Source organism: Bradyrhizobium sp. JYMT SZCCT0428 (genome assembly GCF_018131075.1).
Taxonomy (GTDB): Bacteria; Pseudomonadota; Alphaproteobacteria; order Rhizobiales; family Xanthobacteraceae; genus Bradyrhizobium.
Map to the genome: position 1 here is coordinate 64,622 of NZ_JAFCLS010000042.1, position 14,280 is coordinate 78,901.

General features: G+C 60.9%; 10 protein-coding genes. 7 read left to right on the forward strand and 3 right to left on the reverse strand.

Annotation, left to right across the window (positions count from 1 at the left end; translation table 11 throughout):
- The first annotated feature begins 28 nt into the window (after window positions 1-28).
- The 5 genes from JQ575_RS32895 to JQ575_RS32915 all read left to right on the forward strand — a co-directional run bounded on the left by JQ575_RS32895 (window position 29) and on the right by JQ575_RS32915 (window position 7,414).
- Window positions 29-3,181 (forward strand): efflux RND transporter permease subunit, encoded by a 3,153-nt coding sequence (locus JQ575_RS32895; protein ID WP_212037325.1) that lies wholly within the window; start codon window positions 29-31, stop codon window positions 3,179-3,181.
- A gap of 18 nt (window positions 3,182-3,199) precedes the next feature.
- Window positions 3,200-3,805, forward strand: a complete 606-nt coding sequence (locus JQ575_RS32900; protein ID WP_212037339.1) for a TetR/AcrR family transcriptional regulator — start codon at window positions 3,200-3,202, stop codon at window positions 3,803-3,805.
- A 119-nt stretch (window positions 3,806-3,924) separates the two neighbouring features.
- Window positions 3,925-4,557, forward strand: coding sequence for a flavin reductase family protein (locus tag JQ575_RS32905; RefSeq protein ID WP_212037326.1), 633 nt, complete (start codon window positions 3,925-3,927; stop codon window positions 4,555-4,557).
- Window positions 4,558-5,140: 583 nt separating this feature from the next.
- Window positions 5,141-6,505 (forward strand): tetratricopeptide repeat protein, encoded by a 1,365-nt coding sequence (locus tag JQ575_RS32910; protein WP_212037327.1) that lies wholly within the window; start codon window positions 5,141-5,143, stop codon window positions 6,503-6,505.
- A gap of 624 nt (window positions 6,506-7,129) precedes the next feature.
- Window positions 7,130-7,414, forward strand: coding sequence for a hypothetical protein (locus JQ575_RS32915; RefSeq protein ID WP_212037328.1), 285 nt, complete (start codon window positions 7,130-7,132; stop codon window positions 7,412-7,414).
- Between the two features lie 165 nt (window positions 7,415-7,579).
- Here the strand turns inward: JQ575_RS32915 and JQ575_RS32920 are convergent, their stop codons facing one another.
- A complete protein-coding gene (locus tag JQ575_RS32920) occupies window positions 7,580-8,566 on the reverse strand; it encodes an ABC transporter substrate-binding protein (RefSeq protein WP_212037329.1) in 987 nt (328 codons plus the stop codon).
- A gap of 997 nt (window positions 8,567-9,563) precedes the next feature.
- On the opposite strand from JQ575_RS32920, the gene JQ575_RS32925 reads away from it, so the two are divergent.
- Together JQ575_RS32925 and JQ575_RS32930 are read left to right on the forward strand one after the other, a co-directional pair.
- Window positions 9,564-10,547: an ABC transporter substrate-binding protein gene (locus tag JQ575_RS32925; RefSeq protein ID WP_212037330.1), complete on the forward strand. Its 984-nt coding sequence runs from the start codon at window positions 9,564-9,566 to the stop codon at window positions 10,545-10,547.
- 404 nt (window positions 10,548-10,951) lie between these two features.
- The gene (locus tag JQ575_RS32930; RefSeq protein WP_212037331.1) at window positions 10,952-11,734 is read left to right on the forward strand and encodes an alpha/beta fold hydrolase; all 783 of its coding nucleotides are present in this window, start codon (window positions 10,952-10,954) and stop codon (window positions 11,732-11,734) included.
- Window positions 11,735-12,100: 366 nt separating this feature from the next.
- Here the strand turns inward: JQ575_RS32930 and JQ575_RS32935 are convergent, their stop codons facing one another.
- Window positions 12,101-13,141, reverse strand: a complete 1,041-nt coding sequence (locus JQ575_RS32935) for a fatty acid desaturase (protein WP_212037332.1) — start codon at window positions 13,139-13,141, stop codon at window positions 12,101-12,103.
- Between the two features lie 460 nt (window positions 13,142-13,601).
- Window positions 13,602-13,757 carry a hypothetical protein gene (locus tag JQ575_RS32940; protein ID WP_211997741.1) on the reverse strand — a complete coding sequence of 52 codons (156 nt, stop codon included), beginning with the start codon at window positions 13,755-13,757 and terminating at the stop codon, window positions 13,602-13,604.
- Window positions 13,758-14,280: the final 523 nt, after the last annotated feature.

The following is a 14,280-nucleotide window of genomic DNA, read 5'->3' on the forward strand; positions in this document are numbered from 1 at the left end:
GTAACAGCCGAATACGTTGGAGAGTGACATGAAGCGCTTCAATCTGTCGGGCTGGGCGGTAAGCCATCCGACGCTGATCCTGTTCCTGATGATCGCCCTGGGTGTGGCCGGCTTCTTCTCCTACGAGCGGCTTGGCCGCGCCGAGGATCCGTTCTTCACCGTGAAGGTGGTCAACGTCTCCGCGATCTGGCCGGGCGCCACCGCGCAGGAGATGCAGACCCAGGTCGCCGATCCCATCGAGAAGAAGCTGCAGGAACTGCCCTACTTCGAGAAGGTGCAGACCTATTCCAAGCCCGCGTTCACCGCGATGCAGGTCACGTTCAAGGATTCGACGCCGCCGGCGCAAGTGCCGTATCTGTTCTATTTGCTGCGCAAGAAGCTCGCCGACGTGCAGGGCCAGTTGCCGGCTGGCCTGCTCGGCCCCAACGTCAATGATGAATTCAGCGACGTCGATTCCATCCTCTATATGATGACCGGCGAGGGCGCCGATTACGCGCAGCTGAAGAAGGCCGCCGAAGGCATGCGCCAGCGGCTGCTGAAGGTGCCCGGCGTCACCAAGGTCAATCTCTACGGCGCCCAGGACGAGCGTATCTTCGTCGAATTCTCGCACGCCAAGCTGGCGACGATCGGCGTCACGCCGCAGGCGCTGTTCGATTCGCTGGCCAAGCAGAACAACGTCACGCCGGCCGGCACGGTGGAAACCTCCTCGCAGCGCGTGCCGCTGCGCGTCACCGGCGCGCTCGACGGCGCCAAGGCGGTTGCCGAGACGCCGGTCGAGAGCAACGGCCGGATCTTCCGCCTCGGCGATATCGCCACCGTCACCCACGGCTTCGTCGATCCGCCGACCTTCAAGGCGCGCCAGGAAGGCAAGCCCGCGCTCGGTATCGGCGTGGTCACCGCCAAGGGCGCCAACATCCTCGAACTCGGCAAGGAAGTCGAGAACGCGACCAATGACTTCATGAAGGCGGTGCCGCAGGGCATCAATGTCGAGCAGATCGCGGACCAGCCCAAGGTGGTCGAGCGTGCCGTCGGCGAGTTCGTGCACTCCTTCATCGAGGCGCTCGCGATCGTGCTGTTCGTCTCGTTCCTGGCGCTCGGCTGGCGCACCGGCATCGTGGTGGCGATGTCGGTGCCGCTGGTGCTGGCGATCGTCTTCATCGTCATGAACGCGATGTCGATCGATCTGCACCGTATTACATTGGGCGCGCTGATCATCGCGCTCGGCCTGCTCGTCGACGACGCCATCATCGCGGTTGAGATGATGGTGGTGAAGATGGAGCAGGGCTGGGACCGCGTTCGCGCGGCGTCCTTTGCCTGGGAATCAACTGCGTTTCCGATGCTCACGGGGACGCTGGTCACGGCCGCTGGCTTCCTCCCCATCGGCTTTGCCAATTCCGCGGTCGGCGAATATGCCGGCGGCATTTTCTGGATCGTGGCGATTTCGCTGGTGGCGTCCTGGTTCGTCGCGGTGATCTTCACGCCCTATATCGGCGTCAAGCTGCTGCCGAACATCAAGGTCCACCACAACCACGATCCGCACGCGGTCTATGAGACCCGCGTCTATCGTATCCTGCGCAGCATGGTGCAGTGGTGCGTCGATCACCGCATCAAGGTGGTGGTGGCGACCGTCGGCGTGTTCGCGCTCTCGATCGTCGGCTTCGGTAACGTCCAGCAGCAGTTCTTCCCGCTGTCGGAACGCCCCGAACTGTTCCTGCAGCTGCGCCTGCCCGAAGGCACCGCCTTCAACGTCACCGAGAAGTCAGTGAAGAAGGCCGAGGCGCTGCTCAAGGACGACAAGGACATCGCGACCTACACCTCCTATGTCGGCCAGGGTTCGCCGCGGTTCTGGCTCGGCCTCAACCCGCAACTGCCGAACGAGGCGTTCGCCGAAATCGTGATCGTCTCCAAGGACGTCGACGCCCGCGAGCGCATCAAGGCGCGGCTGGAGAAGGCGGTCGCCGGCGGCGACCTCTCCGAGGCGCGCGTGCGCATCGACCGCTTCAATTTCGGCCCGCCGGTCGGCTTCCCGGTCCAGTTCCGCGTGATCGGCCCCGACGCCAACAAGGTCCGCGACATCGCCTATCAGGTGCGTGACGTGATGCGGCAGAATCCCAATGCCCTCGAGCCGCAGCTCGACTGGAACGAGCAGTCGCCCTACCTCAAGCTCGTGGTCGATCAGGACCGTGCCCGTGCGCTTGGTCTTACCCCGCAGGACGTCTCGCAGGCGCTCTCCATGCTGATCTCGGGTGCGCCGGTGACGACCATCCGCGACGGCATCGAGAAGGTCGGCGTGGTCGCCCGCGCCGTGCCCTCCGAGCGGCTCGATCTCGGCCATGTCGGCGACCTCACGGTCACCTCGCGTAACGGTGTCGCCGTGCCGTTGCAGCAAATTGCAAAAATCGAATACGCCCATGAGGAACCGATCCTGTGGCGGCGTAACCGCGACATGGCGATCACCGTGCGTACCGACGTTGCCGACGGCGTGCAGGCGCCCGACGTCACCAACCAGATCTGGCCGAAACTGCAGCAGATCCGCGACAGCCTCGAGCCGGCCTACCGGATCGAGCCGGGCGGCGCGTTCGAGGAATCCGCCAAGGGCAACGCCTCGATCGCCGTGCTGTTTCCGCTGATGGCGCTTGTCATGCTGACGCTGCTGATGATCCAGCTGCAGAGCTTCTCGCGCCTGATCCTGGTGTTCTTGACGGCGCCGCTCGGCATCGTCGGCGCCTCGCTCGGCCTCAACATCGCGGGCCAGCCGTTCGGCTTCGTGGCGCTGCTCGGGCTGATCGCGCTGGCCGGCATGATCATGCGCAACGCGGTCATTCTGGTCGATCAGATCGAGACCGACGTCTCGCATGGCATGACGCGCAAGGAAGCCATCGTCGAAGCCACCGTACGGCGTGCCCGGCCGGTGATCCTGACGGCGCTGGCCGCCATCCTGGCCATGATCCCGCTGTCGCGTTCGGCCTTCTGGGGCCCGATGGCGATCACCATCATGGGCGGTTTGTTCGTTGCAACCTTCCTGACCTTGCTGTACCTGCCGGGCCTCTACGCGCTCTGGTTCCGCAAGAGCCTGGAGGAAAGCGGCCAAACCAAGCAGCCCGATCTTGCGCCGCAACATGCTGCCAAGGATCTGAGCACCTCTCCGCTCGCATTTCCGCTTGCCGACGCGGCGGAATAATTGAACATTGGTTCTGACATGACGCTGATTGCTGAAAATGTGGAAACCGACACGCGAGAACGTATTCTCGTGGTGGCGGAGCGTCTGTTCCGGCAGCTCGGCTACCAGAAGACGACCGTCGCCGACATCGCCAAAGAACTGCGCATGAGCCCGGCCAACGTCTATCGCTTCTTCGACTCGAAGAAGTCGATCCACGAAGGTGTGGCCCGCACCCTGATGGGCGAGGTCGAGGTCGAGGCGCGGCGGATCGTGGCGAAACCCGGTCCGGCCAAGCAGCGGCTGCGTGAGCTGCTCACGACCGTCAATCGCATGAACTCGGAGCGCTATGTCGGCGACAACAAGCTGCACGAGATGGTCGCGATCGCGATGGAGGAGGACTGGGACGTCTGCGTCGCCCATATCGAGTGCGTCACCGGCATGATCGGCGAGGTGATCGGGCAGGGCGTGGCATCGGGCGAGTTCGAGGCCCCCGACTTGCCGCTGGCTGCGCTCTGCACCTGCACCGGCATGATCCGCTTCTTCCACCCGCAGATGATCGCGCAGGCCGTCAACAAGCCTACCGCCACGATCGACCAGATGATCGATTTCCTGTTCCGCGCGCTGGAGCCGCGGCAGGCGAAATAGCCGAATTTCCGACATAGGGTAGGCAAAGGCGCATGCGCCGTGCCCACCATTCCTACTTCAATTAGGTTGGTGGGCGCGCTACGCTTTGCCGCCCCTGCGATTGAAGGAACAACCGGAAAATGGACGCCAAGAGCCCCAAAGACCTGCATTTTTACGAACCTGCCAAGGGCCACGGCCTCAAGCACGATCCTTTCAACGCCATCATCGCGCCGCGCCCGATCGGGTGGATTTCGTCGCGCGATACCAAGGGCAACGTCAACCTGGCGCCCTACAGCTTCTTCAACGCGTTCTGCTACAAGCCCGCGATCATCGGCTTCTCCTCCACCAACTGGAAGGACAGCGCCGCCAACATCCAGGAGACGAAGGAATTCGTCTGGAATCTCGCCACCATGGACCTGGCGCAGCAGATGAACGCCACCGCGGCCCACGTCGCCCATGACGTCAACGAGTTCAATATCGCCGGCCTCACGGCCGTGCCCGGCAAGCTCGTCAACGTGCCGCGCGTCGCCGAAAGCCCGGTCGCGTTCGAATGCCGCCTGACGCAGATCATCCAGCTGCAGGGCGCCAACGGCGACAAGGCACAGGCCTGGCTGACGCTCGGCGAAGTCGTCGCCGTCCACATCGACAAGGCCATGATCAAGGACGGCGTCTACCAGACCGCGCTGGCCCGCCCGATCGTCCGCGCCGGCCGCAGCGGCGACTATTTCGAGATCAAGCCGGAAAACATGTTCGAGATGGTCCGCCCGGATTGATCGCCTCGCTCCGCGCTCGCGGGGTCCGCAAAACGTTCCTGCAATTGAACCAACCCCGGTTCCGGCCACACCCAAACCGTGTAGCGCGGATGCAACCACTGCCGTGACCCGGCCGATCGCGGCCTGGTCATCGAAGCAGCGCTTGATGACGGGTGTCGAATGCAGTTTTTCCTTTGTGAGGTCGTCGCTCGCCTCGTCGCGATCTATTTTTGCTTCGATTGCGGCCGCAGATTCTGGAATGGCCTCGTCGAAAGAAAAATCGAGCTCGAGGGCGAGGATATTCTGGACTACGAGACCTGGATTTTTCAGAAAGACGAAGCGCCGGTCCGTTACTGGATCTCAATGGGCTGGAATTTGATCACCCTGGCTGCGTGCGTCGTTGTTGCAATATTCGGGTGGTGGCTCCCAAAGACCTGAGCCTCCGCTGTCGCAGCATGCAGCTCACGCCAATCGGCCCGCGCGACAATGGCTGGTCCTGAACCGGCTTGGCACTGGACGCGACTAATTGTCCGGTCGGCCACGCCGGCTAGTCGTCGGCAATGATTTCTCCCCTGATCGAGCCAAATTGGCTTTCGAGACGAACATGAACAAGCGGGTTTTGTTCTCCATCACAGCTGTGCTCGTGGTTGCGCTTCCACTGGCGTATGGCGCTGCGACGCAGGCGCTGTCAAACGACCCGGTGCACCATGAGCAGGATCATGACGAACCGTCAAAGGACGACCGCGAGGCCGCTGGTATCCTTCAGTTCGCCGCTGACCAGGGAGACGCCGGCGCGCAAGTCGATCTCGGGATCGTCTATGCGCAGGGGCGCGGCCTGCCGAAGGATGACCGCGAGGCCGCGCGCCTCTTCAAGCTCGCTGCGGGCCAGGGAAATCCTGTGGCGCAATACAACCTCGGCGTCTTCTACGACGAGGGCCGTGGCGGATTGCAACAAGACGACCGTGAGGCCGCCCGCCTCTTCAAGCTGGCTGCCGATCAGGGATACGCCAGCGCTCAGGTCAATCTCGGGCACTTCTACAGCGAGGGTGCTGGCGGACTGCCGCACGATCGCCGCGAGGCCGCTCGCCTTTACAGGCTCGCTGCGGACCAGGGCGACGCCACGGCGCAATACAATCTCGGGGTCTATTACGACCAGGGCCGTGGCGGATTGCCAAAGGACGACCGCGAGGCCGTGCGCCTCTACAAGCTCGCCGCTGAGCAGGGATACGCCAGTGCGCAGGTCAATCTCGCGTATTTCTACGACGAGGGTGCCGGCGGCCTGCAAAAGAATGAGCGCGAGGCTGCTCGGCTCTACCGGCTCGCTGCGGACCAGGGAGACGCGTCAGCGCAATACAATCTCGGGCTCTTCTACAGCGTGGGTCATGGCGGACTGCCAAAGGACGACCGCGAGGCCGCTCGCCTCTACAAGCTCGCCGCTGACCAGGGCGACGCCAGCGCTCAGCTCAGTCTCGGGAACTTCTACGACGATGGCCTTGGCGGTTTGCAGAAGGATGCGCGCGAGGCCGCTCGGCTCTTCAAGCTCGCTGCGGAGCAGGGAAACCCTGCCGCGCAATTCAACCTCGGGCTCTTCTACAGGCAGGGTCATGGCGGACTGCAACAGGACGACCGCGAGGCCGCCCGCCTCTACAGGCTCGCCGCCGAACAGGGAAGCGTCAGCGCCCAGGTCAGTCTCGGGCACTTCTACGCCGAGGGCATTGGCGGCCTGCAAAAGGACGACAGCGAGGCCGCTCGCCTGTTCAAGCTGGCCGCGGAGCAGGGAAACGCGACCGCGCAACAAAACCTCGGGCTGTTCTACGAAGAGGGGCGCGGCGGCCTGCCAAAGGATGAGCAGGAGGCGGCTCGCCTCTACAAGCTCGCCAACGAGCAGCGAAGCTTGCTCGAGAAAATGTCACGTTTGGCAATGCAGAGCGCGCGGCTGGCAATTGAAATAGCTTCGCGCTTTCCGTGATCGAGGCTCGGCGCCGGCCTATTTGGCTTTAAGCGCTCTGAGAGCCGCAATAGCCTCAGCGGAAGGTTCTCGCGCGTGAGGCTCACGGGACATCCAGAACCGATATTTGCGCGGCTCGCGGCGTTTGAGGATCGGCCAGGTAAATGCCATCGCCCGTGTGATACTGCCATCGATATCAACGAGCCAAATCCGGCCGAGGCTCAACGGTATCGGTGTTTCCTCTATTCGCTTCCATTTGCTGGGACTGGGTTCGACGGCCCGTCGGAATCTCTTGAACAGCATTGGCTATCCCTCGTTTCCCCGCACCTATTCTAATAGCCAAAACCCGGCCGTCCAGCGGGCGCTTACAAGCGCCGCCTGTGCGATGGTCCGGCTCCCGCGCACCCTTGCTGGGGCTTCCGGACCGGTCGGCTCCTGCGGGCTTTTCTAGCTTGACGCAAAGCGCTCTCGCCAGCGGCGCGGTGGCAGGCTTCTGCGAGCTCGTTCAGGAAATGGCGACCGCAGCCTGGAATCGTTCGGCGAAGACGGCGTATTGCGATTGCGAAGGAGTTCGCCGAGCCCGATGCCGAAGTGCAGGCCTGTCCTGTTCACGCTGCTCCTCGAACAGCTGCGGTCTGGCGCCGGTTGATCAACCCAGCTGATGGCTGGTGCGGCGACGATGGGCGTGCCCTTGTCGGCCAGTCTGGCCTTGTATTCAAAGAAGATCTCGCCCGCGACACCTCCGGCCACCAACGCGACGCATATCAACGAAGCGAAGGTCTCTACGCCATGAAACCAAATTATGCAGCTCACAACCTCAAGAAAAAGACCGGCAAGCAGCACATAACCGGCTATGCGCGCGCGACGCAAATTATGGTCGGCATCTCCGAAGTCTCTACAATGGTCGTCGGAGCGTGTTGTCATAGCTGATAATCCCCTGCTCGCCGTCGGCCGGTCCCATCCGTCCCTGTTCGTGATCTACACTTGGTCTGCACGGAGCCACTGTGATGAACGTCACTCGCACGCGCCGGCGCGGTAGTTGATGGCGGGCACCAAGCTTCGGGTCGGCTCAATCCGCCTTACGGACCTCGTGGCTCATTCGATCACACGGTCGGCGCGGGCGGTCACAGACGCTGGTATCGTGATGTTGAGTACGCGCGCGGTGCGCAAATTGAGCCATACTTCATAAACGGTAGGCTCTTCCACGGGGATATTGGCCGGTTTCTCGCCTTTCATGATCTTGTCTGCGAGCCGCGCTCCCTGCCGGGCTATTGCGACAAGTTCCGGTCCGAGGCTCACCAATCCTCCCAATGCAACGGTCTCCCTGAATCCGTGAACTGACGGCAATCCATGCTCCAAAGCGAGCTCCGAAATCCGCTTGCCGTTGACGAAAGTAAGAGCTCCGGAAATCACCAACAGGCCTTTGGCATTCTTTCGCATCATTTCAGAGAATGCAGCGTCCAGTTCGTCGGTCGATGTAAAATCCACGGCCACCAATGTGACGCCGAGTGCCGGCAGCCACGGCTCCAACGAGGCCATGGCGTATGCTGAGTTCGGATCATTCCCCGCTTTGAGAACACCAACTCTGTCAAGATCGGGGACGATCTCCTTCAGGAGCTCAATTCGCTTTGCCCATGTCTCGGTCGCCGACTCATATGTCACCCCGGTCATGTTTCCTCCAGGGTGCGAAAGGCTCTGAACGGCGCCTATGCGCACCGGATCGCCCACACCGAGAAAAATTGCTGGCAAAGCGGGAGGAACAACTTTCTTGGCGGCGATCAGGCCGATCGTGGTCCAAACAACCAGAAGGTCGAGACTGACCACCAAGGGACCAAGAAGCTCCGCGAATTTTTCGATGCGAGCTTCAGTGTAGTGTACGGTCAGATCAACATTGCGCCCTTGCTGGTAGCCGTATTCGGCCAATTTCTGTGAAAAGGCGTCGAACAAATATTGGCCCCTGTCACGAGGCTCCGGCCCAACAGTGCCCACGCGCCATACCCGCCCAGCAAGCTGGGCGTGCGCGTTGTCCAGCATCGCAAGAGCCGCGCCCGAACAACCGAAAACAAAATCGCGCCGTCGCATTTTATCCTCCCAGGTGAGGATTGCGGTGAGGATTGCGAAATCGCAACGCAGTGGCGGGCGCACGCCAACACGCGAACGGCAGCGGCATTCGCCGCCTGCCACTGACCTAAATTGAATTCTTCGGCCGCCATCGGCGCCAGTGAACCAACGGGACTTCGGCGCGTCCTGGCTGACATCTCGCGGTAACCTACACCAAGGTCGTGCGAATCCGAAGGGGGAAGAAGGACCGGTTGTTGCGCTTCTCAGCCCGTCGGCGAATCGAGCCGACCTGCGAGCTGCGGCGCTTGTATCCGAAGCTCGGAGCCTCAACCACTGCTCTTCGACGATGCGAGGGCGACCCGGCACAACGGCGACAGCACCGCCTTTCGAGGCAGAGCGGAAGTGGTTGGCTTAAAGGTGACCGCCATAAACCTTCGTATAGTTCCGCGACACGTTGAGATACCCGACGTTTACCTACGTCCAATTGAGCCGCCGATCGCGATCGTCTTAGCTAAGGGGGTGCGGTAGCGCCGCTCGCGCTATCGCTGCCCTCCTTGGGCGTTTCCTCCCTGGACTTGGGCCGCTTGCGCCAACGCAGGCGGCCTTTCTTTTTGTGTATGCCGTCACGTCCGCAGCAAATCCGCGCCAGCACAGATTCCAATCCACAACCCGGCCGTGGTGCCTGCTCCTGCCACCTCGGCAAGCAAGGGAAGACATGGAGGAGGAAATGATCCGGCGGCGCCTCGCCGACCTTGAACGGATGCGCAGGCTGCCTTGAGGACTTCCTGAAGCAGGGCGCGAATAATCGAGCAGAAAGCTACGAGTCCGTTCATGGCCCTTGTCGGCCATAGCGCGTTCCAACCCGGCATGTCCGAGCTGCCCCGGTAAGCGGACATCGACGGGCACGCCAGCATCGACGCGAATGACCCGAAGCCGACGTTGTTGGACTTCAATCTGCCTACTTCCAGATGGCCGGTTGGAGTGGCTACAATGCCGGCGGTCGTCCGAGGAAAAATCGATGAGGCGGCGCGAGTTCATCGCTGCAATTGGGAGCGCGGCCGCATGGTCGCTTCCTGCCCTGGGACAACAGGCGGCTTCGCGGATTCTGGGCGTCCTTGACGTTGGATCGCTCGAGGGGGCACGGAGAAATTTTGGTTCGGTGCAAGGCCGCTTGGCCGAAATGGGCTATGTCGAGGGCCGAAATCTCGCGCTTGAATACCGTTGCGCCGATAGCCACGAGGACCGACTAGGTGAGTTGGCCCGTGATCTGGTTCGGCATCGCGTAAATGCCATCGCTGTCTTTGCAGGGCCTTCAATCATGGCTGCCAAGGCCGCCACCACGTCAATTCCGATCATTTTTCTGACCGGTTTTGACCCTGTCGCAAGCGGTTTCGTCGTAAGCCTGAACAGACCGGGCGGCAACGCGACGGGGGTTTCAGTTCTCAATGTAGAGGTAATGGCCAAACGGCTGCAGATGCTTTGTGAATTGGTGCCGACGGCGAGGTCCATTGGGTTCTTCTATAATCCAACAAGCCTCGTATCAGGGTACGAGGACACTCTGAGGAGATTGGAACTGGCGGCTGATACCTTGGGAGTGAAGCTGCTCCGTGTCGAGACAGGGGGCCCCGATGATTTCAAGGAGGCTTTCGCAAGGATGGCTGGCGTGCGGCCGGATGCGTTGTTGATTTCGGCTGACGCATTGATGCTTCGAAACCGCGAAAGCCTTGTTGGTCTGACAGCTCAACACCGCATACCGGCACTCTATCCAATTCGTGAGTTCGCTGCTGATGGCGGATTGGTGAGTTACGGACCGAACTACGCCGAGGCCCGCCGACAGGTGGGCGACTATCTTGGCCGGGTTCTGAACGGCGAAAAGCCGGAAAACCTGCCGGTCCAGCAAGTCACAAAATTCGAACTCGTCATCAACATGAAGACAGCAAAGGCGCTGGGCCTTGGAGTACCAACGTCGCTGCTTGGCCGCGCCGACGAAGTGATTGAGTGAGCTTGTTGGAGTGCATAAGTCCGTTGTTGGCGCTTGCCCTCCATGGCGCGATCCGCCCGGCATGTCCGAGCTGCCCCGGTCAGCGGACATCGACGGGCACGCCAGCATCGGCGCGAATGACCCTTAGCCGACATGGCAACCGGATCAGCGACGTCCACTTTTAATGGTAGAGCGGACGCCCCGCTGAGAACGTGCGGAAGCGCCGAAGGTGTCCAGTTGTCGCCATGGCCTTTTGTTCTATCCACCCGGCGCTCGGTGCGAATGCTATGGCCTCTCATGTCGAAGTAGATAAAATACGTCTATTGCTGGTTCTGCTAACTCCTCGTCCTGGGTATCCGCTGCTGCGGCTAGCAGTGGAGATTGGCAGGGTACTGTTCGACGGGATAGTGATTTGGAGATGCCCCATGAAACTCGCGCGTGATGGCGTGCAGCTGTCCTTTGACATCGCCGGGGCGGGACCACTTCAATTCCTGTTCGTCCATGGCTTGGGCGGGGATCGCACGCATTTTGCGCCGCAGATGGAGTATTTCGCCCGTCAAGGTCGGGCGTTGAATGCCGAACTGCGGGGGCATGGTGAGAGCGACAAGCCACAACAGGCGTATTCGATCGAAGGCTTCGCCGATGATCTCGTCTGGCTGTGCAATCGGCAGCAGATCACAAATCCGGTCATCGTGGGTCAAAGCATGGGTGGCAACATGGCGCTCGAAATCGCCGCCCGCTATCCGGACTTTCCTGCAGGCCTGGTGTTGCTCGATTCAGGGGTTCTCTTCCCTGCCTCAGCAGGGACGGTGTTCGCCGGATATCTGGAAGGCCTACGGGGCGCGGATTTTGCGAGCGAGGTGCGGACAATTGTGGCGGACTCCTGTCTGCCGACCGACAGATGCCGCGTTCATGTTGAACAGACCTTTCTGGCGACGCCACAGCACGTGCTGGTGTCCACGTTTACAAGTCTGTTCCCCTGGGATGTGCATCGGGCGCGTGAGTGCGCCCAGGCGTGCCAGGCCCCGGTGCTCTACATCGAAGCGGCTCATCGGCTCGCGGATCTGGATCGATTTGCGGTGCTGTGCCCGCAACTGGTCACGGCCAAGGCCGTCGGCTCCGGGCATTTCCTGTCGCTGGAAGTGCCGGAGCAGATCAACCCGATGATCGACCGGTTTATCGCCCTCTATGTGCGAAGACACGGGTAAGCTTCGTCGCTGCCGGGCAGTGCGGCGGATCAATCGCCTCATTCACCCCCGTTGGCATCACGATACCCAACGCGCTCGTCATACAGGCAACTGAATTGATTGAATGATGCCGGCTTTTGCCTTAGGCGACATGGCAAATCGGTTCACCACGTCCGCTTCGAGGGTAGAGCAGACCTGGCCTGACCGGCCGAGAATGTCTGCAAATGGCAGCACTTGTCGGCCATGGCGCGATCCGCCCGGCATGTCCGAGCTGACCCGATGAGCGGACATCGACGGGTACGCCAGCATCGACGCGAATGACGAAACTCAGACATTTGGAACATCTGAGCCTGCCGGTCTACGGAGGCATCCGAAGACGCGCTTCGCTTACGTGGAGAAGGTGGCATCCCGTCCAGAACAATCCCGCCGGACCGCCGCCTCTTCAAACGAAATGAGCCGCTGCCGTTTCTCGTCCCACAAAGCCATTCGCACGCACCGTAAACTTTGAAGCAACGTAATTCGCCCGATGGCGATGAGCTGCGGATGATCCCGCAACACATCAGGCAACCGGTAGCAGGGAATTCGACTGCTTAAGTGATGGATGTGGTGAACGCCAATGTTTGCCGTGAACCAGCGCAAAACACCCGGCAAGTGATAGTGGGAACTGCCATGTAGCGCAGCCTCGTGGAAACTCCAATGCTCGTCGTGGGACCAGGAGGTGTGTTCGAACTGGTGTTGAACAAAGAACAGCCATACACCGATCGACGCCGCCAGAGCCGTGATCGGGAGGTGTATAAGGATGAATGGCCCAAAGCCGACCAGTCGGATCATAGCGGCGACCAGAATCGCGATGACGATGTTCGTGCCCATCGTACTTAGCCATGGCATCCAGCCGCTTCCCATCATCCCTATCGGCAGGCGTTGTTGAAAAATGAACAAAAACGTGGGGCCGACGCCGAACATCACGATCGGATGGCGGTACGCCCGATAAGCGATCTGACGCCATCGCGGCCGCGACAGAAACTCACGCACCGTCAACGTGTCAATGTCGCCGACCCCCCTCTGATCGAGATTGCCCGAACTTGCGTGATGGCGTGCATGGCTTCGTCGCCAGTGATCGTACGGCGTTAGCGTCACGACACCGATGGCTCGGCCGACCCAATCGTTTGCAAGGCGGCCCGAGAAGAACGACCCGTGGCCGCAGTCGTGCTGGATCATGAAGAGGCGGACGAGGAAGCCCGCCGCCGGTACCACCAGCAGCAGGCCAATCCAACAGCCGTGGTCGAGAGCCGTCCATATCAGCGTCCAAATGACAAGGAAGGGCACTGCCGTGATCACCAGCTCAAATAATCCGCGCCCGCTGTTTGGCTCGCGATAGCGGGCAAGCAGGTGCGCCAATGCGCGGGTTTCTGGTGAGCTTTGAACCATTTCGATGTTTCGCCCTCAAGAATAAGAAGGCCGCACGATCGTGCTGCCACAGAGGCGAGAAGTAGCACTGGGCGAACAGATGGACTGAGCAGAATTGCTCATAGGCCATTGATTTGAGCGGGTGCTGTCTCCGCTGCTTCACCATCCAACAACCCAGCGGAACAAATGCTTGTTAGGGTCCTTGACGTTGCATGGATCGCCTTCCTGCCCAAGGCATCCTACGTAGATGGCCTCAGTGTTCCCCGCACTGAGGCCGTTCTTGCGAACGAAATTTCCCAAAGTGGTCCCGCCAAGCAGTCATGCGATGCGTTTTGGGGCGCCCCAGGACAGTACCGGTCGGCTGGGGGCTGTCCGTATTGCATCCGAATTTTGAATCGGGGAGTGCCCTAATTCGCTAACGATGGGCCAAATTCGTTTCCGATATGAGCAATATTGACCAGCCCCATTTCCTTCTTAACCGTCAGTCGCGTTCGAGGATCTTGGCGCCCGGGTAGACCTGGCGGGCGTACGCAACGACCAGCGAGCGATGCTGTGTCTCCAGGAACGGAGTACGGATCTGACACGACCCGACGATGAGGTGCCACAAGCCGTTGATCTTCTCGATGATGACGTCCATGGCAGTGCTTCCCTTCCTGCTTGCAGGTTTGTGGTCGTTACTCCGCCCAGCGCTCAGTTTGAACGGCGTAACGCCGTCGAGCTACAACCTCTCGCAGAGGGGCGGATCGGGCCATTGCACGGACGTTCATCAGTGCCTTACATTCGTTTGGGACGATGATACTTAGGTTTATGATTGACGACCTGCGGGGCTTGTCGCTGCTTCATCGGAGGTCCGTCGCGCGCTCATCATTGCCGCATGGTCCTGCGCTTTCCCGCGACAAATTGACCCGACGGGCAAATCACTTCTGATTTACGGAAATTGTGTCAAGTTCTAAATTTCCGAAGATCAAAAATATTTCTCTTTCCTTCGACCCCAAATCACCTGCACATCAATAGCCATCCCGTCCCACTCAGAGGGGCGTTGGCCATCGTCACGACGAGGGGCGGGTCGCGGTGGACGCTGAAGTTGCGATTGACGGTCGCGGCTGAAGCGTACGGCGAAAGCGTGTGGTCCTGGCGCCCGTAACGGCGTCAAGCCTTAA